The sequence below is a fragment of the Mycobacterium florentinum genome (assembly GCF_010730355.1).
Taxonomy (GTDB): Bacteria; Actinomycetota; Actinomycetes; order Mycobacteriales; family Mycobacteriaceae; genus Mycobacterium; species Mycobacterium florentinum.
This window is the reverse complement of the sequence record NZ_AP022576.1, coordinates 5,906,761-5,925,905: the sequence shown is the minus strand read 5'-3', so window position 1 is coordinate 5,925,905 and position 19,145 is coordinate 5,906,761. Positions and strand designations below refer to the sequence as shown.

Genomic DNA, 19,145 nt, shown 5'->3' with positions numbered 1-19,145 from the left:
CATCAAGGGGTTGGGTTCGTGACAAGAGACGTTGGGGTTCCCGCGAGCCTGGCTGCGCTAGAAGCGAATTGGTTTAGCGAGCGCCTCAACACGGCCGTCGACGCTGTGTCGTTGACTCCGGTCGCGGTTGCCAGTGCCGCGGGGTCCCTGGCTCGTGCCGAGTTGAGCTACGCGGTCGAAGGTAGCGGTCCGCGATTCGTGATCCTCAAGGGACGCGGCGACAGCGACAACCAGCGCGTAATGGAGGCGGCGATGGGCCTGTCGGCGCGCGAACAACTTTTCTATTCGCGCATCGCGGATGCGATACCCGTCGGGGTCCCGCGCTGCTATTTCGTCGGTGAGGTCGGCGGCACCGAGCCGCTGGTCCTCGAGGATCTCGCACACCTTCGAGCCGGTGATCAGGTAGCGGGCCTGACGGTGACGGATGCCGCACGCCTGATCGACGTCCTCGCCGTGCTGCACGCCCGCTTCTGGGATACCGAGCCCCCGGGCGGCGATCCGGACCGGTTGATCAGCTGGACCGACCCGGCGATCGCGGCGATGATCACCGCACTCGTGTGCAGTGGGCTGGACAATCTTCGCGCGCGCTACTCCGGGCGAGTCCGCGAACAAATCCTCGACGCCGTCGCCAATGCCGCACCCGAATGGCACAAAGTGCTGGCTCGATGCGCCGAGGGCCCACAAACATTTGTGCACAACGACTTTCGCCTGGACAATGTATTCTTCGCCCCTGATGGCGCCCCTGTCGTGATCGACTGGCAGCTCGCGGGCCGCTCGCGCGGCACTCAGGACGTCTCCTATCTGCTGTCCGGCAGCATGACCGAGGACATGCTTCGCGACAGCTGGCAGGACCTGCTCGCTCGTTATCACCGCGCGCTGGTTTCCCACGGCGTGCGCGGCTACACGTTCGACCAGTGCGTGCGCGACTATCGGCAGAGCCTGCTCTACACGATTGCCCCGGGTATCGCGATGCTCGGAGCGATGCAGCTGGCCGCCGATGAACGCGGACTTGCCGATGCGCTCGTGCTCCGCACCCTCGTGCATGCCGACGAGCTCGACGCATTCGGAACGCTGCAATGACCACGGCAACCACAGCGACGCCCGACGCGCTCGAGGACCTCAGCGCGTACGTGATCGGTGGACGCGTGTCGTTGGCATGTGACGAGGCTGGTTACGAATCGGATTGCCGGACACCGGCCCAGGGAATTCTCGACGGAATCGAGGCCGAGCGGATTGGATTTCGCCGGGTCTTTCTCTCCGAACGGTGGAATCTCAAGGAAGCCGGCGTGATCCTCGGCGCCATCGCGGCGCGCACGCAGCGCATCGACGTCGCGTCCGGCATTATCACCACCCCCGCGCGCCACCCGTTGCACATGGCGGGGATGGCTGCGACATTCCAAGCCGCATTCGGGCCCCGCCTGGTCCTGGGCCTCGGGCGCGGAAACTCGGGCTGGCTACACGGTGCCGGCTTGGACATGGTCGGTTATCGCGGACTCGAAGACTACCTAGGCGTGTTGCGCCAACTGTGGCGGGGCGAAACCGTCAGCTACGACGGTCCGCTCGGCAAATTCCCCCAGATTCAACTCGAAGACGTCAGTGACGGTTTCGTGGCACCGCCGGTCTGGTTCGGCACGTTGGGACAGCCGGTGGCGGCGCGCACCGCGGCCAGAGGTTTCGATGGCGTGCTGCTGCCGCCGGTGTTTACCCCGGACGCCACCCACACCATCGTCGCCCGGTTACACGAAGAATGCCGGGCGACCGGCCGTGACCCGGCCAGCCTGCGCATCTGCCAATCCGTCATCACCGCACCGGATCTCGATGACATCGAGACTCGCACTCTCGCCCACGCCAGGGCGGTCACCTATCTCGATGCACCGGGTTACGGCGAGATGCTGGTCGAACTGAATGGTTGGGATATGGCCCCGGTGCGCGCCTTGCGCGAACACCAGCAATTCGCGTCGATGCCTACGGCAGTGAGCGACTTGAGCTTTCATCGCCGTGAGCTGTTGGGCCCGGCCGCTCTGATCCCCGACGACTGGATGCTGGCCTCCTGCGCGATCGGAACAGTTGCCGAGTGTGTCGCTGCACTTCGACGGTTCCGCGCCGCGGGTGCCGACGAGATCGTCACGTATGGCAGCACCCCCGGCCAGAACGCCGCCCTGGCGGCGGCATGGCGTGAATCGTCCAAGGATTATGGAGGACAGACGAAATGGCCCGAGTGAAAACTGCGATCGCGCTCTGGGGTGATCGTCACATTCCCGCCAGTGCGATAGCGGAGCAGGCCCGCGCGCTGGAATCCGGCGGCGTCGACGGCATGCTGATCGCCGATCAGTTCGGGAACTTTATCCCACCGCAATTGTGGAAACCGGAGATCGCACCGGCGGCCGCGGCGCTGGCAGACCCTGACTCACACTCCGATCCGTTCACGCTGGCCGGCTACCTGCTCGCGGCGGCTCCCACGCTCGATGTCGCCGTGTCAACGGACTCGGTGCGGCGCGGTCCGGGTGAGCTCGTCCAGGCGGCGCTGACTCTTACCAACATGACCGAGGGCGAGGTCACGTTGCAGGTCGGCGGCGGCGAGGCCAAGCAGTGCGCGCCGTTCGGTTACAAACGCTCTCAAGGCATGTCGCGAATGGAAGATCTGTTTCGTATCTTCGGTGCGATGTTGGACAGCGGCGGTGAACCGATCGACTTCGAGGGCAAGCGTTGGCACTACACGGGAGCCTCGGTCGGCGGCGGGGTGCCCCGCCGGCCCAAGATCATGGGCTTGGGTGGCGGTCCCATCCTCATCGATCACACCACCTCGTATGCCGATGGACTCGCGACAACCTGCCCACCGGTGTGGGCGGGTCCCGACGAGTTCGCTCGTGCACGCGAACAGATCCTCGAGACCGTCGCCGCCAAGGGCCGTGATCCTGGCGAGTTCGAATTCGCCGTGTGGTTCCCCTGTTTGATCGGTAGGGACACAAACCAACTCGAGGAGAAATTCACCAACCCGCTGATCAAATGGCTGGCGGCGGTGTTCGGTCGGATTGAACCCACCGACTGGGACAAGATCGGCCTCGAGTCGCCGTTCCCTGACGGCTGGCGGTACTACAGCGATCTGTTGCCGCGCAACACTCCCGACTCGCTGATCGAGGGTGTGCTCGGCACCGCCACGGACGCCCACGTGACGTCCGGCTGGGTGTGCGGAACTCCGGCGGAAGTCGCGGCCACCATCGCCGAATATGTCGCGGCGGGCGCCGACTGGGTGTGCCCGATGGACTACCTGCCGATGGTGCTCGACCCGGTCGAAGCGGTAGCCGCTTTCGAGCGTTCGATCCAGACGGCAGGGCTGATCAAACAGTATTCGAGCGGACCACTAACGGCACCGCGCGAGCCGCTCACCCCAGCCCGCTGACCGCGGCGAGTTGCCGCCGCACATCACCGGCAGATACCCCCGGATGCAGCACGCCGCGCAGCGTCGTGCCCAACATGAAGGCGAGCAGCGCCTCGGAACGAGCCTCCCAGTCCGGCACGCCGCAGTCTCGCAGCAGCCCGACGAATATCTCGCGCAACCGCGACTCGATCTCGACGGCCGGGTGCGGGCGGCCGGCCTGAACCGCCGCGATCGAGTAGTCGAACCACAGCAAGGTAAGAGCGGGCTGGTCAGAGAAGTGGGCGAGATACCGGTGCGTCACGGCCCAGAAACGATCGAGTGGTGCCTCGTGCTCGGCCGCCACCGTGTTGAGCATCTCGAGAAAGGACTCGAGTTGGCTGGCCATCGCGGCATCGACGATCTCTTCGACCGAATCGAAGTAATAATGAATCGCGCTGCGGCTAAACGACCCGGTCTCGGTGAGCGCGCGGGCGGTGAAACGATCCAGCCCGTTGGCGAGCAGCGCGGACTTGGCGGCCTCGACGATCTCTCGCCGTTTCTCCCGCTGGTTGGGCGAAATATTGGGACCTGCTGCCACAGGGCGCAGCATATCGAGCGACACGTCGCCTCCCGCTGTTCCGCGTGCACTAGTCAGCTAGTTTAGGCCATCTGGCCCAACTATTGGGCCAGATGGCCTAACATGGTGCGAGCCGACGAATTCAACACGGGAAGGATGGCGATGCGAAGCGTCAAATACGGTCCCTGCGGCCACATGTTCGACCCGGATCTCAACCGCGCAGTTGGGCAGATGTACGAGCGGCAAGGCTACGACTTCATGATCTGGTCGGACCAGATGATGCTCACCATCCCCCGGTCACTATGGACACCCGACCTGGCTCCAGCGTCGGAGTTCTGGGATATCGACACGTTCATGGACACCTGGCCGCTGATGACGGACGTGGCGATCCACACCGACAAGATTCAGATCGGGACGACGGTCTTCGATTCGATCCGGCGGCCACCGGCCAATATGGCGCAGCTGACCGCCACACTCGACCACTATTCGAAGGGACGCTTCTTCCTGGGCATGGGCGCGGGTGAGATCAAGCAGTTCGCGCCGTACGGCATCGCACGCTCCAAGCCGTTCGGACACCTGGAAGAGTCCGTCAAGATCATCAAGTTGTTGTTGGATGCCCCCGACGTAGTGAATTACGACGGGCCGCACTGGAACCTGCGCAACGCGGTGCTCCCGCTGATGCCCTACGGCGAGAAACGGCCGCCCATCCTCATTGCCGGCGGGCCGGGCCGCGCCGTCGACATCGCCGCCAAGCACGCCGATGGTTGGATCACGTATGTCCCGACGTGCGGGTCGCCGGAATGGTATGCCGCGGAGGTTGCGACAGCGCGCCGCAAAACCGAGGAAGCCGGTCGCGACCCGGACGCGATGATCTTCTACCTGTTGACGATGAACATCATCGATGAAACCGAGGCCAAGGTCGAGCGGCACACTCACGACCGGATCGCACGGTGGGACGCCGCGGCCGTGATCCCCGGACCGAACGTTTACCAGGCCTGGGGCCTGGGCGAGCACCCGATCCGGCCCGACTACTCCTACCCGACGCATCTGCTGCCGACCGAATGGTCACGAGAGGATGCCCTGAAGATCATCGACAAGACTCCACCGGAGGTAGTCCGACGCGCGCGTGCCTGCGGCACTCCCGAATCGGTTGCCGATCAACTGCAGGCGTACATCGACGCCGTGCCACAGAGCAACGAAGTCTGGGTCAACGTCATCAACTACACCACTTTTCTCGGTAGCGGTAACTTCGGCGACCCCGCCGGCCAGGTCGACCTCGTCCTGGAAACCTGCAACCACCTGCGCAAGCTGAACGGGCAACCACTACCCACCGAGGCGCCGGACCCAATACCGGCCGCTGAACGATCGTGAACGCTTTCATCGACGGTCATTTATGGGTATTACTGTCGATATCTATCGATTGCTAGTTACCGATCGTTCTCACGATTTGTTACGGTATGAGCGTGGGTGATTTCGTCTCCAGCTTGGGCGTGAACCCGTCCAGCGACCTCAGCGTCTTTCTGTTTTGCGCCATCTTCACGTTCTCGGTGGTGACGATCCTGTGGGTGGTGGGCCTGTTGCAGGGCAACCATTCGATGATGGACGGCTGGTACGGCTTCGCCTTCGCGGTCCCGGCCTTGTTGGCCTACCTGATCGTCGGCGCCCAATCGGTCACCGCGGCGCTGCTGCTATTCATGGTGATGCTGCACGGCGGCCGGCTCGGGTGGTATCTGGCGGCACGCTGGCGGCGCTACGTGCCGGTGCATGGCGGCGATCCGCGCTATCTGAACTTCGTCAAAGAGATGTCACCCGGCTACTGGTGGAAGAGCTTCTTCCGGGTGATGGAACCCCAGGCCGTGATCATCGTCTTGATCGGAATGCCGGCCGTGGTCGGCATTTTGAAGAACCGGACACCTAACGGCGGCATCGGCCTGCTCGCATTCGCCGGGCTGGTGGTCTTCATGGTCGGCCTGTACTTCGAGACGGTGGCGGACGCACAACTGCAGGCCTTCCTGGCACTCGACGAGCGACCGCGCTACCTCAACACCGGCGTCTGGAAGCACAGCCGCCACCCGAACTACTTCGGCACCACCACGGTCTGGTGGGGCATGTGGCTGGTCGCCGTCGCCGGAAATCCGTCCTGCTGGTGGACGGTTGCGGGCCCGCTCATCAACACGATCATGCTGACCTCGGTGCTCGGCTCGGCGTTCCAGGACAACTACATGGGCGTGCGGCCCGAGTATCAGGAGCTGATGGCGCGCACCCGCCGATTCCTGCCGATTCCGTTGTCGGACGAAGCTATTGCGCGCAATCAGGCCCGGCTCGCTCAGCAGCGCGCCAGCGCGAACGCGGCCTGAGATGTATGACGCCATCATCGTCGGCGGGGGCCACCACGGTCTGACCTGCGCCACCTATCTCGCCCGGGCCGGCAAACGCGTCGTGGTGCTGGAGCGAAATCCGTGGCTCGGCGGCATGACCTACTCGCGCGAAACCGTCTCCGAAGCACCGGGATTCGTGATGAATCCGTGTGCGGTGGATCTGCTGTTCACCAATCTGGAACCCTCCATCGTCAGCGAGCTGCGGCTGGAATCCTTCGGATTGCGCCAGGACAGCCCAGAACCCTGGGGCGCCTACGTCGGGCCGGAAGGCCAGTCGATCGGGCTATGGCGCTCGCTCGACCGCACCGTCGACGAGATCCGGCGATATTCGAAGCGTGACGCCGCCAAGTTCGCGCAACTCTGCGAGATGTGGTGCGACTTCTGGTACGTGGCGGCGCCCTACCTGATGGACCATCCCACCCGTCCGCGGGCCAAGACCGTCGCGGAACTCGGTTGGCGCGCCGTGCGCAAGCGCCGCAACCTGGCGCCCGTCGCCCGCATGCTGATGGCTTCGCCGCATCAGCTCATCGAGTCGATGTTCGAGTCCGAAGAGGTCAAGTCGCTGCTGGCGATCTACGCCTCCGGCTCGGAAGCGCCGCTGCGGGAACCGGGATCGGGAGCCGTACTGGGCGTGATCATGCTGCACATCGGATGGGGCATCAAACGCCCGGTCGGCGGTATGGCCGAGTTCACCGCGGCGCTGGCCGCGTGCCTGCGCCACCACGGTGGTGAGGCCCGCACCGACGCGGCCGTCGAAGAGATCCTGGTCCGGGGCGGGCAGGCCACCGGAGTGCGGCTGGTCAACGGCGAGGTGCTGCAGTCCCGGCAGGTCATCGCGGCGATCGACCCGGTCACGCTGATGAGCAAGCTGGTTGACCCGGCTCACGTGTCCGAAGCGGTGCTCGACGAGGTGCGCAACATCCGCATCAACGGCTGGGGTATCAATAACGCCAAGATCGACGTCGCGTTATCGGAGCGGCCAAAGTTGTTGTGCGACAGGCCCGAACTGTGGGGCAGCTACATGCTGATCGGCGACACCAAAGACTATGTCGACCGCGCGCTCGACACCGCGATGCACGGCCGCATTCCGTCCGAGACGCCGATGTGGGCGCTGATGCCGTCGGCCTTCGATCGCTCACAGGTGCCGCCGGGAAGCGCGGGCGACACCATGTACCTGTTCTGCACCGCGGTTCCGCAAACCTTCGCTGACGGCAGCCAATGGGCGCAACATCGCGGGTCCTTCGCGGACCAGGCGATACAGAAGGTCGACGAGGTGGCGCCGGGATTCGCCGGCGCCGTCACCGGCAGCTGGGTAAAAAGCCCTGCCGAACTGCGCGACATGACGCATGAGGGCAGCTACGTCGTCGTCGACATGTCACTGAACCAGATGGGGCCCAATCGACCGACCGCGTCGCTGGCGGGCTACCGCACGCCCATCCCGGGCCTGTGGCACACGGGTGCCGGCGCGCATCCAATGGGCGGGGTGCACGGCTGGGCGGGCAGGACCACCGCCCGCACCGTCCTCAAAACCCTATAACCGCTGCTGGGATCACTCGTATGCTTCGATCATGAGCCCAGGCACGCCGAACCCGATGCCGCCCGGGCCTCCCCTGCCCCGGTCGGTGCAAACCGTGCTGATGCTGCGTTACTGGCCGCGCTTCGTGGCCGCCTGCCGGCGCCGCTACGGCAGCATCTTCACGCTGCGAATCGCGTCGATCGGAGAACTGGTTTACCTCGACGATCCCGCCGACATCAAGACGGTGTTTGCCGGTGATCCGACCATTTACCATGCCGGCGAAGCGAATTCGCTGCTATCGGGGTTCGTCGGCGAAAGTTCGGTGCTGGTGATCGACGAGGACCTGCATCGCGACCGGCGCCGGCTGATGATGGCGCCGTTTCAGCGCGATGCCGTCGCGCGCCAGGCCGCCGTCATTTCCGAGATCGCGGCGGCCAACATTGCCGGCTGGCCGGTGGGTACGGAGTTCCCGGTAGCGCCCAAAATGTCCGAGATCACCCTGGAGGTGATCCTGCGAACCGTCGTCGGCGCTACCGATCCGGACCGGCTTGCCGCGCTGCGCACGGTGCTGCCGCGCTTGCTCAACCTCGGGTCGTGGGCGACGCTCGCGATCGCCAATCCCGAGCTGCAACGCCGCCGCCCCTGGCGCTACGTGCGTCGCCACATCGCCGAGGCCGACCGGCTGCTGTATGCCGAGATCGCCGATCGTCGCGCCGATCCCGACCTCGCGAACCGCACCGACGTGCTGGCGATGCTGGTGCGGGCCAGCTACGACGACGGTCGGACGATGACCGATTCCGAACTGCGTGATCAACTCATGACGCTCCTGTCGGCCGGACACGACACGACCGCCACGGCACTGTCGTGGACGCTGGAGCGGCTCAGCAGGCATCCGGCCCAACTGGACAAGGCGGTCCGCGCCGCCGAGGCGAGCGCGGCCGGTGACCCGGCGGGCGATGAGTACCTCGATGCGATCGCGAAGGAAATCCTGCGGATCCGTCCGGTGGTCTTCGACGTCGGCCGGGTCCTGACCCAGCCCGTCGAGCTGGCGGGCTACCGCCTGCCTGCCGGCGTCATGGTCGCTCCGGGCATCGGGCTGGTACACGCAAGCCCCCGGCAATATCCCCATCCAGAGCGATTCGACCCGGACCGGATGCTCGGCGCCACCCTCAGCCCGACCACCTGGCTGCCGTTCGGCGGCGGCAATCGGCGCTGTCTCGGTGCGACCTTCGCGATGACGGAGATGAGAGTTGTGTTGCGTGAGATCCTTCGCCGGGTAGAGCTGAAAACCACTGCGGCTCACGGTGAACGGCAACGAGTTAAGCACGTCATCCTGGTGCCGCACCGTGGCGCGCGAATCTGCGTCCGCTCTGCGCTCAACCCCCTGACGGCAAAACCCTCGGCGGCCGAGACGCCACGCTGCCCGGTAGTTGCCCGGGATGCGTCCTCGACGCACACCTGATCCGGATCAGCCCGTCACGACGCCAACCGTGCACGCCTGCCCAATCGCCGGGCGATTCGCCCAGTGCCGCTTTGTCGCAGCAGCTCCCGAGCACTGCCGCGCCCCGGCCAGCCGCTGAGGAATGCCATCGGGAACGCACCCGCCCCGGTGTGCCACAGCCCATCGACGGGTGTCTTCCACGCCGACAGCGACGGCGTCGGACGCCAGGGCCCCATCTGCGCCAGCGAACAATCCACGTGTTCGTAATTGCCGCGCGCCACGTGGTACCGCGACTCGAAGTCATCGGGTGTGGTGATGTGAACGTCGAGGATCGCGTCGCCCAATTCCGGTGCGTACTGCGCGAAGTTGTCCATCATCAGCTTGACGTACTGCTCCTTCTCGTCCTCCCACGTCCGACCGCCCGCGAGTTTCCGCGGGGTGTTGAACGCATAGAAGTACAGCGTGTCGCCGTCACTGCCCTCCGGCACCAGGGTGCGGTCGTAAATCGAACTGGTGATGTGCTGAATGGGGATTTCGTGGGTGAACTCGCCGTTGATCGCGGCATGGGCCGACCGGTTGAGGTACTCCATGTTCGGGCAAATCGTGATGGCCGACAACGCTTCTGGGCTACGTCCCTGTTGGTGGCGGGGAAAAGTGAGTCGCCGGTCCAGCGCACAGTCGACCTTGAACGTGTAGATGTTGGAGTGCAGATTCTGAAGTCCGCGGACCTCATCGCGAGTTTGTGCCGGCACCACGTCGGGGTCGAGCAGTTTGGTCACCAGGGTGATCGGGTCGGTAGCGGCAACCACCTCGCGTGCGGTGAATGTCCGCCCGTCCTCGAGCGTGACGCCTCGGGCCTGGCCACCTTCGGTGAGGATCTCCTTGGCCTTGGCTGCGGTGAGGATCGTGCCACCGTGCGCTTGCACGCAGCGGGCCAAGGCCTGGGTATAGGCGCCAGTGCCGCCGACCGGATGGCGCACCCCCCACTCGTGCAACCCGGCGATCAACGACAAGTGCAGTCCCGTACCGGCTTCCCACGTCGGGGCGAAACTGGCCAGTGAGTAGGTGGCGACCGGCACCTTGATCTCGTCGCGGTCGAAATACTCTTCGCAGACCTGCTCGATGGAGGCCAGCATCGCCCGGGCCCCGCGTGCAATCGACCTGGGCCCCTTGGCCGCTCGGACCAGCATCTCGGCCAATGCCGCCGGCCGGACCCGCACGGGATGCCCCTGCAGATACGGCAGGGCCACCTTGAGAGTCGCGGTGATGTCGTCGCACAACTGCTCGTAACGGCGAGCGTCCTTGTGCGAGTACCGCTTGATCTCGTCGACCAGCCGGCCGCGGTCTTTCCAAATCGGCATCACCTGCCCATCGGGGCCCAACCAGGTCAGCAGCGTATCGGGGTACACCCAACGCAGTCCGTACTTCTCCAGCTCGAGTTCGTGATCAATAGACGGCTCCACACCGGTCAACAGAAACTCGACCGAACACGGATTGACTTTGTAGCCGGGCGCATTCGGCATTTCCATGGTCCATGCGAGGCCGCCGACCACGTCGCGCGCCTCCAAAACCAATACCTTTTTGCCTGCCCGAGCCAGATAGGCCGCACACGTCAATCCGTTATGGCCGGCTCCGACCACGATCACGTCTGGAGCCGAGCTGTCTTTGTTTGCCAACGAGACCACGGCGCTCCCCTTCACACGTTCAACTAAACAGACTGTATGCCTATGTGAACGAACTGTATAGTAGAGAAAACAGTACGTCTAGGGTGGCCGCGGCGAGGTGCGTATTACAGTCGGGCAGAGCCTGGCCACCTCCGGCCGTCGCAGCAGCGAGGAATGCACATGTCAGAGCCGTCGACTCTCCGCGAGGTGCGGGACAAGCGAAGGGCCGAACGCCTGAGCGGCCGCACGCGGCCGGACTACATGACCGTGATCGTCGAAGCCGCCGAGCGAGTGTTGGCGGAAACGCCGTTTCACAAGATCACCATCGACCAGATCCTCAGCGAGGCTCAGGTTTCCCGGGCGACGTTTTACGCCTACTTCTCGTCGAAAGGCGAAGTGGTCGCCGAAGTGTTGGGTCGCGTCATGCTCGAACTGTTCGACCTGCTCGATCCGCTGTTCCAGCGACTCCCCGACGACAGTCGGAGTCAGGCGATTGCCGCAGTCCTGCAGGAGTCGGCAAAACTGTGGAAGCTACACCGCCCGGTTTTCCATGCCACACACGAGAATTGGCACTCCGTACCCGAGTTGCGGGTCAAGTGGCTCGCGCTCGTCGAGAAATTCACCGATGCGATCGCGGGACAATTGGAGCGGGGCGCCAACCACGCAGGGGCCCGTGGCAGGAAGGCGCGTCAGCGCAGTGCGGCTTTGCTCTGGTCGAGTGAGCAACTGTTCTATCTGGCCGGGACCGATGCCGACGACGATCTCGAAGACGAACAGGACCTGCTGGAAACCTTGGCGATCATGTGGGAAGGCACCTTGTTTGGACCGCAGTGATCCGGCCGCACCCGAGCCTCAGCTCGACAGTGCGCCAATCACATTGCGCGCGGCCCGATTTCCGAATTCCACCGCGGTGTTCTGCCCGGCCGCCGACATGAAATCGGCGGCGTACTGCACCGGTGACGCCGGATCGAGCGCCGCGTTGAGGCGCCCGATGTCCTGGTAGGCGCCGATGCGAGTGAACGGCAATGCCCGCCGCCAGCGAGTCACGTGGGTGAATTCGACGGCATCACGCAGTTCGGGGAAGACCGCGAATACGCTCGCCAGGGTGTGATCGATCAATTGCTCGTCCGGCGCGTCGATCATACGCTCCGAGGCGCCGGTCTCCCACAGACAACTCAGCAGGCCGTGTCCGGCGGGTGCTCGGTCTGGGGCCTTGTTGTGATCGAGGAACATCAGGGCGATATCCGGATCCTCCACCGAGGGGAACATCACCAGAAACGCCAGGCAGTCCGGTGGCCGGACGGTGCCGACGGCGACGCTGACGCATTGGGTGTAGCCCAGACTGTCGTTCAGTGGCCCAAGGATGCCGCGATCGTCGACGCAGATCGCCGTCGCCTCGGGCAGCGGGCAGGTGACGACGCAGGCGTCGTACTCCGACGTCGTCCCCGAATGCGTGATGCGGACCCCGTTTTCGACGCGGCGGACCTCGGTGACCGGCGTTTGCAGGTGCACCTTCAGCGCGGCGGCCAGGGCCTCGGGCACCCGGCCCTGTCCGCCGGCGGCGGCCAGAATCTTGGCGGTGAAGATGTTGCCGATGCCGGAGAGCAATTCCACCTTGGACACCTTGTCGGTGTCGGCGATCAGCATGGTGCGCACGATCGGCTCGCACAGGTAGCTGTCGAGCTCGGCGCAGAGCGCGCGCCGCGCGTAGGCGCGGGCGCTTTCGGTGTCCAGCGGCGCCGCCTTGCGCATGTCGGCGTAGTCCAGGCGCCCACGCGCCTTGGCCAGTACGACGTCCGCCGCCAACCGCGGCACTCGCAACTTCGCGCCCAGCGACAGCAGCGGTGTCGTCAGGCCGGAGCTCACCATCTTGTCCATGTCGAGCAGATGCGTCGTTCCGGCCCGGCGAATGCCGATATACGGTGCGGTAGGCCGCATTTCGACGCCGAGTTCACGCGCCAGCGACAGGTAACTGTGGTACGTCGAACCGAGCGCGGAGGCGCCGGTGTCGATCGCATAGCCGTCGCGGCGCACCGTCTGCACCCGGCCGCCGGGCGCATCGGTGGCCTCGAAGACGTCGACCTGCCAGCCGGCCTCCTGCAGGCGATGGCCCGCCGTCAGCCCGGACAGGCCCGCTCCGATGATCGCGGCGCGCGCCATGTTCACGCGGCCCTGGCCGCGACCACCGACACCGCGGGCTCGCCGTTCAGCCGGTGCAACGACTTGCGGATCGCGTAGTACATCACGAAGAACCAGACAAAGAACGTCGCGAACGGCAGATAGAAGCCGAACAGCCCGTTCCACGCAAACGGACCCGTCTTGAACAGGAAGATGATGCTGAGCGGTATCAGGTCCAGCATGAAGAAGATGTTGAACCAGCCGACCCAGCGCGGAATTATCGGATCCGGGTCCTCATCGGCCAGCGACGCGTAGATGATGCTGAGCACCACGAAGTAGAACGGCGAGATCACGCCCAGGAACTGCAGCCAGGCGATGTCGTTGAGCAGCTGCACGATCTGCGGATCGCGGTCCTCGCGGAACGACGCGGTGAGCCACCAACCTGCTGGGTACGCGGTGAGCAGCACATTGGTGCAGCCGGCAATGATCTGGCAGTAGGTGAGTATTCCCGGCTTGCCCTCGACGGCCGAGATGAGCTTCGCGAGCATCGCCGTCCACGGCACGTAGAACATCGAACCGACCAGCACCAGCACCATGCCGAAACGGATCCAGGTGACATTGTCGTGATACACCCGGGTGATCTGGGCGGCATTCCAATACGCCGGCTGGGACGGGAAGAATCCGGCGATCGGCCAGATGCCGACCAACAGGAAGGTGATGTAGACGAAGCCGCTCCACGAAGTGCGCTGCAGAAGTTTCAGATTTGCCTGCGGCGATAGCATTTCGCGCCCTCTCCGGCCGGTCGGGATCCGATTGCTCGAAGCGACTCAACGTGTGTTAACGATCGTTGCCACTTCTCTGCGTTGACAGACTACCGCGCAGTGCATGACTTTGACCCAGGCCTCGGCAGATTTCAGTAAACGATGGTTGACACCAGGCATTTATAAACCTTACTGTCTCAAAATAACCTTCGTTACGAGAGTCGCAGAAACCACCAGGTGCCCCGACCATCGATTGTGAAACCGCGGCGCGCAGTCGTCGCCGGTGCTGGAATCGCCGGCCTCACCGCCGCCTACCGTCTGCAGCAAGCAGGCTGGGCGGTAGAAGTCTTCGAATCCGAACCCCGTGCGGGTGGACGCGTGGAGACCATCCGGCAACACGGATATTGCATCGATACCGGGGCCACCGCATTCGCGGCGCGCTACCCGATCGCCACGCAGCTGGCGAAAGAGCTGGGGCTGAGCATCGTTGATACGGCTCCGTATCTCGGTGTGTACCGCGACGGCCGGATCCGATTGTTACGCCTCGATCGGTTGATCCGCTCGGGGCTGCGGACCGACGTGCTGGCGTTGTCCACCAAGCTCCGGCTCGCGCGCGTGGTATTCGACGTGGCGCGTGCCAGCCTGCGCGGAATGCTGTCCTACGACGATTTGCGCGCTGCCGCACCGCTTGACACCGAGACGGCGCGCGACTACATCCGCAGACTCGCCGGCGACGAGGCCGACGCCTACCTCGGCGAACCGATCACGCGGGCGCTACTGCTTGCCAACTCGGACAAGGTCAGCCGCGTCGAACTGATGTCGGGTCTGGTCAACGCAGTCGCCGGCCGGCTGTCCACGCTGGCCGGTGGACAGGCGGCAATCATCGACGCACTGCTGTCCCGAGTGCACTCGGTGCACTTGAACTCCCCGGTGCTCGTGCTGACCGAAAGCGCCGACGGTGTGCGCCTGGGCTATCGCGACCCCGATGGCATCACGAAGATCGCCGAGGCCGACGCCTGCGTCGTCGCAACCCCGCTGCCAGTAGCAGCCACCATCTGTACGCAGGCCAAAACACAGCTCGACCCACTCAACAACGCACTGCGCTTCACGCAGGCGATCAACGTCGCCATCGGAACAACGCGACCGGCGGATACGCCGGCGTTCCTGGTCCAGTTGCCGACCACCGAGGACCCCGAGATCTGCATGATCATCGTCGAAAACAACAAGGCACCCGACCGCGCGCCGGCGGGCCACGGCCTGCTGTCGGTGTGCTGGGAGATGTCGGCCGCCGCGGCATGGACGCAACGCTGCGATGACGAACTCGTCGAGCGCGCACTGCAAACCGTGCTGCGGCTGTTCCCCGAGCTGCGGGGAACGATCGATTTCACCTACGTGCGCCGCTGGCCAGTGGCGTTGCCACAGACGCGCATTGGCGTCTACCAGCGGATCGCCGAGTTCACCTCGAATATCGATCCGGCGTCTCGCATCCAATTCGCCGGTGACTATCTGTCGCAGACCGGTCAGAACACCGCCGTCGCCTGGGGCAACCGGGCGGCGGCGAATTTGGACAGGCACCACGGTCGGTCCATCCAAACGAAACGCGAGGAGTTCGCTCATGGCTGATGTGCAATCGATGCTCAGCTCGGTGATCGGTACGGGCAAGAACGTCGTCCACAAGATCGGCGCCGACGAGATTCGTGGCTTCATCGAGAACCAGCCCGACATCGACGGGGCGGTCGACGTGACGGTGGTCGGCGACGGCGGCGAAGTCGGCGCTTCAAGTGGCACGGTGTTATTCGATGCCACCTTCGATGCCGGCAGCGGGCGTGTCACACGCGAACTCGTCCTTCGCCATGCGCCGGTCAGCGACAAGCGGCTGTTCTTCAAATACGACCTGTCGCGACAGTTTGAGGTCCAACGGGCTCTCTACGGCACCGACGTTCCGGTACCGGAAACACTGTGGCTCGACGCCGATGGCCGCTGGCTCGGCACCGCGGGCTACGTGATGGGCCGGGTGCACGGCAGGGGCCAGCATCCGGCGGCCTTCATCCAGGGCCCGATCGCGGAGGCCTCACCGGCCGATCGCGAGGAGATGCTCGGCAAGGTGATGGCCGCGCTGGTCGCCATCCACAAGACGGACATCAACGCCCGAGGCTTGCAGAACTTCGTCATGGACGCGCCCGGTATCAGTCCGCTGGAACGCTGCATCAATTGGTATTGGCAAACGTGGGACTGGGTGCATCTACCCACGTTCGAGCGGTTGGTCCCGGTGCGCGACTGGCTACTCGATCGCCTTCCCGGCGGCGAGCCCGAGCTGATGCACGGCGACTCGACCTTGCAGAACTACTTTTTCGACGGGACCCGGTTGGCCGCCGTGCTGGATTGGGAGATGTCGAGCCTGGGCCGTGCCGAAGCCGATCTCGCGTTGCAATGCGTAAGCAACCGTATTTTTGCGGCGCCCCCGGACAGCGGTCTATTACAGCCACCCAGCGAAGAGGAATGGCTTCAGATGTACCGCGCCGCGGGCGGCCGTCCGGTGCGCGATTTCGACTACTTCAAGAAGTTCGCCGCGTACATGATCCTGGTCGCGGTGAGCGCTCTGCAACGCAACATGACCGAAGCCGATCGGGAAGCCCAGGCGCCATTGCTGCAGCCGTGTTGGCAACTCGTGGAATCGTGAGGGGAGATCATCGATGGTGTCCACCAAGACTCAAACTGATACGCATGAGCGAGCGTTCTGGGAAGAAAAGAATCTGTCGTTCCAGACCGCTACGGCCGAAGACGACTTCCTGCATCCGAAGTTCAAGGATTCGAACCAGTCACCGAATCTGACTGAGACACAGTTCTTCGGCTTCAGCGTCCCGGAAGAAAACATCCACGCGCTGACCTATCTGTGGCATCACCCCAACCTGGGCATGGTCAGCGGGGGAGCCTGGGTGTGGCAAGGCGTCAAACAGCATGTGCTGCAGTCCGAGCTGTTCAACTGGACCTCGTTCGCGAGCGAGGACGTCCTGGCAAAAGACCTGTGGGAGTACAAGTTCGACAACGGCTATCACGTGCAGACGATCGAACCGCTCAAGCGCCATCGGCTGCGCTACACCGACGAATTCCGGGGCAACGCATTCGACATCGAGACCCAAGCCCTGATGGAGCCGATGCTGCTGCAAACCGGCATGCATTTCGAGCAAGCGGTGCGCGCCCGCGGCGAACTCACGTTGCGCGGCAAAACATACACCGTGGACTGCACGCATGTTCGCGACCGATCCTGGGGCCAAAACCGCAGCGAACAGCACGCTCCGACACCGCCGATCGACTGGATGACGGGTGTCTTCAGCGAGGACTTCATGTTCGGTTGTACCGCATACGACCATCCCGACCTCAATCCCGACTGGAAGGGGCACCTGCAGGTGCCTGGCGGCGACCCGACCAAGGGCGGTTGGATATGCCGCCACGGCAAGCTGATTCCGATCGTCGCGACCCGCAAGCGGGTCACCCACAACGCCTCGACACTGGCCCCGACCGCCGCCGAAATGGTGATGACGGATGCGGACGGCAACGACTACCAGATTCGCGGCGACGTCGTCGCCGCGAATCGCCTTGCGGTCTGGCCGAATATGGATACCTGGGTCTGCCTGGCGCGCTGGGAGTGCGAGGGTCAGGTTTGCCACGGCGACCTGCAACAAGTGCAGTGGCATGACTATGTCCGACAGTTCTTAGGAAAGTAGCGGAAATGACATCCTCGACCTCAAGCCCCGACCGTACGCCACCCACGGCCGACGTGCTCGTGGAGCGTGACGAGACGGTGGGCATCATCACGATCAACCGGCCCGCGCGACTCAATGCGGTTACTCCGGAGGCCGGAGACACGTTGAGGTCGGCCTTTCTCGAGTTGGAGGCCGACAGCAGGATCCGTGCCGTCGTGCTCACCGGCGCCGGCCGCGGATTCTGTGCGGGCGCAGACATTTCCGGCGACGTCGGCAATGCCCGCGAGGTACTCCTGGATTCGTGGAATCCGCTGGTGTTGACGATGCGGTCGTTGCAAATCCCGATCATCGCCGCCGTCAACGGTGTCGCGGCCGGGGCGGGAGTGTCGTTGGCACTGGCGTGCGACCTGCGTGTCGCCGCGACGTCGGCACGATTTGAGTTGTCGTTCGCCAAGATCGGGCTGATGCCCGACGCGGGCCTGACCTGGTTGCTTCCCCGGGTGGTCGGCCTGGGCCGCGCGAACGAAATGGCGCTGCTGGCAGAGCGTCTCTCGGCCCCCGAAGCGCACACGTGGGGCTTGGTGAACCAGTTGGCCGCGGACGGTCAGGCACTCGGCGATGCGGTCGCCATGGCCCGGCGCTTCGCGGAACTCTCGGTGAGCGTCGCGACGATCAAACAGGCCCATCAACGGGCTCTCGGGACCGACTTCGCCGACCAGCTGAAACACGAAGCCCACACGCAGGGTTGGCTGCAGGAGCAACCCGACTTCGCCGAAGCGACTCGGGCGTTCGCCGAGAAGCGGCCGGCACAACTGACCGAACGCAAGCCCCCGGACCAAGCCAGGTGACGCTGCTCACCGTCCCGTCTGCGCTACCGTTAGAAAATGGCGAAGCGTAACGACCGTTCAGAACAGATTTTGCGCACCGCGATGCACCTGTTCTACGAACGCGGCTTTGACGGCGTCGGAGTCGATCTCATCGGTGAGAAGGCCGGTGTGTCCGGTCCGGCGATCTATCGCTACTTCAGCGGTAAGGACGAGATCCTGATCACGCTGCTGGACGAGGCGATCGACCGGGTACTGATGTCTACGGGCGGCCAATTCGACGATCCGCGCGAAGAATTGGAGCACCTGGTGCGCGGGCACGTGCAGCGCGCCCTCGAGGAACGCGAACTCATGAGTGTGTGGACCAGGGAACGCAATTCGATCCCCAAGGCATACCGGTCGCGGTTAAGCGCGCGGATCAAGCGTTACATCGACCGATGGGTGGATTGCCTGCAGGCCTGCTACCCGAACCAGTCGCGCGAGGTGCTCAATGCGGCCGTGCACGCGACGCACGGACTGATCGACTCGACCCCGATGTGGCCGGAAAAGTCGCTGCGGACCGCCGGGCTTGCCGACATGCTGACCGGGATGGCTCTGCAGAGCTTGGAATGGTTGGGCACCAACGCGTCGCAGACCACGTCAGCACCGAAGGGCACCCGGCAAAAGAGATCCTCGGCCCGCTCCGCGTAAGGCGAGCCCGTAAACGTGCGTTAACAAAATCTTTCGGATTCAAAGACGCCAGGACCAATTCTGCCTAGCATTGGCATGGAAGGCCAATCGCACGGGTGCCCGCGCTCAATTGCG

17 protein-coding genes are annotated in these 19,145 nt (G+C 64.4%); 13 read left to right on the top strand and 4 right to left on the bottom strand.

Features of this window, described 5'->3' with window-relative positions; genetic code table 11:
* Positions 1-18 precede the first annotated feature (18 nt).
* The 3 genes from G6N55_RS27985 to G6N55_RS27975 are packed head-to-tail and all read left to right on the top strand — an operon-like array spanning position 19 to position 3,400.
* Positions 19-1,080 (top strand): phosphotransferase family protein, encoded by a 1,062-nt coding sequence (locus tag G6N55_RS27985; protein WP_163667603.1) that lies wholly within the window; start codon positions 19-21, stop codon positions 1,078-1,080.
* Complete coding sequence (locus G6N55_RS27980; RefSeq protein WP_085221516.1) at positions 1,077-2,222, top strand: TIGR03857 family LLM class F420-dependent oxidoreductase; 1,146 nt, start codon at positions 1,077-1,079, stop codon at positions 2,220-2,222. The genes G6N55_RS27985 and G6N55_RS27980 overlap by 4 nt, the downstream gene beginning before the upstream one ends.
* Positions 2,210-3,400 carry an LLM class flavin-dependent oxidoreductase gene (locus tag G6N55_RS27975; protein WP_085221515.1) on the top strand — a complete coding sequence of 397 codons (1,191 nt, stop codon included), beginning with the start codon at positions 2,210-2,212 and terminating at the stop codon, positions 3,398-3,400. The genes G6N55_RS27980 and G6N55_RS27975 overlap by 13 nt, the downstream gene beginning before the upstream one ends.
* Here the strand turns inward: G6N55_RS27975 and G6N55_RS27970 are convergent.
* On the bottom strand, positions 3,384-3,956 hold the full coding sequence (locus G6N55_RS27970) for a TetR/AcrR family transcriptional regulator (protein WP_163667600.1): 573 nt from the start codon (positions 3,954-3,956) through the stop codon (positions 3,384-3,386). The genes G6N55_RS27975 and G6N55_RS27970 overlap by 17 nt on opposite strands.
* A gap of 141 nt (positions 3,957-4,097) precedes the next feature.
* On the opposite strand from G6N55_RS27970, the gene G6N55_RS27965 reads away from it, so the two are divergent.
* From G6N55_RS27965 to G6N55_RS27950, 4 genes are all read left to right on the top strand, one after another.
* A complete protein-coding gene (locus G6N55_RS27965) occupies positions 4,098-5,306 on the top strand; it encodes an LLM class flavin-dependent oxidoreductase (RefSeq protein WP_163667597.1) in 1,209 nt (402 codons plus the stop codon).
* A gap of 92 nt (positions 5,307-5,398) precedes the next feature.
* Positions 5,399-6,292 (top strand): DUF1295 domain-containing protein, encoded by an 894-nt coding sequence (locus G6N55_RS27960; RefSeq protein ID WP_139826771.1) that lies wholly within the window; start codon positions 5,399-5,401, stop codon positions 6,290-6,292.
* Position 6,293: 1 nt separating this feature from the next.
* A complete protein-coding gene (locus G6N55_RS27955) occupies positions 6,294-7,850 on the top strand; it encodes a phytoene desaturase family protein (RefSeq protein ID WP_085221511.1) in 1,557 nt (518 codons plus the stop codon).
* A 31-nt stretch (positions 7,851-7,881) separates the two neighbouring features.
* The gene (locus G6N55_RS27950; RefSeq protein WP_085221510.1) at positions 7,882-9,291 is read left to right on the top strand and encodes a cytochrome P450; all 1,410 of its coding nucleotides are present in this window, start codon (positions 7,882-7,884) and stop codon (positions 9,289-9,291) included.
* Positions 9,292-9,305: 14 nt separating this feature from the next.
* Here the strand turns inward: G6N55_RS27950 and G6N55_RS27945 are convergent, their stop codons facing one another.
* Positions 9,306-10,955 (bottom strand): phytoene desaturase family protein, encoded by a 1,650-nt coding sequence (locus G6N55_RS27945; RefSeq protein WP_163667593.1) that lies wholly within the window; start codon positions 10,953-10,955, stop codon positions 9,306-9,308.
* A gap of 159 nt (positions 10,956-11,114) precedes the next feature.
* On the opposite strand from G6N55_RS27945, the gene G6N55_RS27940 reads away from it, so the two are divergent.
* Positions 11,115-11,768 carry a TetR/AcrR family transcriptional regulator gene (locus tag G6N55_RS27940; RefSeq protein WP_163667590.1) on the top strand — a complete coding sequence of 218 codons (654 nt, stop codon included), beginning with the start codon at positions 11,115-11,117 and terminating at the stop codon, positions 11,766-11,768.
* An 18-nt stretch (positions 11,769-11,786) separates the two neighbouring features.
* On the opposite strand, the gene G6N55_RS27935 is transcribed toward G6N55_RS27940, so the two are convergent.
* The gene (locus G6N55_RS27935; protein WP_085221507.1) at positions 11,787-13,094 is read right to left on the bottom strand and encodes a protoporphyrinogen/coproporphyrinogen oxidase; all 1,308 of its coding nucleotides are present in this window, start codon (positions 13,092-13,094) and stop codon (positions 11,787-11,789) included.
* A gap of 2 nt (positions 13,095-13,096) precedes the next feature.
* Positions 13,097-13,834 carry a hypothetical protein gene (locus tag G6N55_RS27930; protein WP_085221506.1) on the bottom strand — a complete coding sequence of 246 codons (738 nt, stop codon included), beginning with the start codon at positions 13,832-13,834 and terminating at the stop codon, positions 13,097-13,099.
* 216 nt (positions 13,835-14,050) lie between these two features.
* Here G6N55_RS27930 and G6N55_RS27925 point away from each other — a divergent pair, with 216 nt between their 5' ends.
* From G6N55_RS27925 to G6N55_RS27905, 5 genes are read left to right on the top strand one after another with little or no spacing between them, the layout of a single operon-like run.
* Positions 14,051-15,436, top strand: coding sequence for a protoporphyrinogen/coproporphyrinogen oxidase (locus G6N55_RS27925; RefSeq protein ID WP_308206513.1), 1,386 nt, complete (start codon positions 14,051-14,053; stop codon positions 15,434-15,436).
* On the top strand, positions 15,429-16,493 hold the full coding sequence (locus G6N55_RS27920; RefSeq protein ID WP_085221504.1) for a phosphotransferase family protein: 1,065 nt from the start codon (positions 15,429-15,431) through the stop codon (positions 16,491-16,493). Before G6N55_RS27925 ends, G6N55_RS27920 begins: the two co-directional genes overlap by 8 nt.
* A 13-nt stretch (positions 16,494-16,506) precedes the next feature.
* Positions 16,507-17,538, top strand: coding sequence for a DUF7064 domain-containing protein (locus G6N55_RS27915; protein WP_085221503.1), 1,032 nt, complete (start codon positions 16,507-16,509; stop codon positions 17,536-17,538).
* A 5-nt stretch (positions 17,539-17,543) separates the two neighbouring features.
* Entirely contained in the window at positions 17,544-18,365 is an 822-nt protein-coding gene (locus G6N55_RS27910) for an enoyl-CoA hydratase/isomerase family protein (protein WP_085221502.1), read from the top strand.
* A gap of 36 nt (positions 18,366-18,401) precedes the next feature.
* Complete coding sequence (locus tag G6N55_RS27905; protein ID WP_085221501.1) at positions 18,402-19,031, top strand: TetR/AcrR family transcriptional regulator; 630 nt, start codon at positions 18,402-18,404, stop codon at positions 19,029-19,031.
* Positions 19,032-19,145 lie beyond the last annotated feature (114 nt).

Coding starts and splice junctions, on each gene's coding strand:
- G6N55_RS27920 (WP_085221504.1), top strand. CDS start 15,429: ATGGCTGATGTGCAATCGATGCTCAGCTCGGTGATCGGTACGGGCAAG.
- G6N55_RS27965 (WP_163667597.1), top strand. CDS start 4,098: ATGCGAAGCGTCAAATACGGTCCCTGCGGCCACATGTTCGACCCGGAT.
- G6N55_RS27930 (WP_085221506.1), bottom strand. CDS start 13,834: ATGCTATCGCCGCAGGCAAATCTGAAACTTCTGCAGCGCACTTCGTGG.
- G6N55_RS27955 (WP_085221511.1), top strand. CDS start 6,294: ATGTATGACGCCATCATCGTCGGCGGGGGCCACCACGGTCTGACCTGC.
- G6N55_RS27975 (WP_085221515.1), top strand. CDS start 2,210: ATGGCCCGAGTGAAAACTGCGATCGCGCTCTGGGGTGATCGTCACATT.
- G6N55_RS27910 (WP_085221502.1), top strand. CDS start 17,544: ATGACATCCTCGACCTCAAGCCCCGACCGTACGCCACCCACGGCCGAC.
- G6N55_RS27950 (WP_085221510.1), top strand. CDS start 7,882: ATGAGCCCAGGCACGCCGAACCCGATGCCGCCCGGGCCTCCCCTGCCC.
- G6N55_RS27935 (WP_085221507.1), bottom strand. CDS start 13,094: ATGGCGCGCGCCGCGATCATCGGAGCGGGCCTGTCCGGGCTGACGGCG.
- G6N55_RS27905 (WP_085221501.1), top strand. CDS start 18,402: ATGGCGAAGCGTAACGACCGTTCAGAACAGATTTTGCGCACCGCGATG.
- G6N55_RS27980 (WP_085221516.1), top strand. CDS start 1,077: ATGACCACGGCAACCACAGCGACGCCCGACGCGCTCGAGGACCTCAGC.
- G6N55_RS27940 (WP_163667590.1), top strand. CDS start 11,115: ATGTCAGAGCCGTCGACTCTCCGCGAGGTGCGGGACAAGCGAAGGGCC.
- G6N55_RS27915 (WP_085221503.1), top strand. CDS start 16,507: ATGGTGTCCACCAAGACTCAAACTGATACGCATGAGCGAGCGTTCTGG.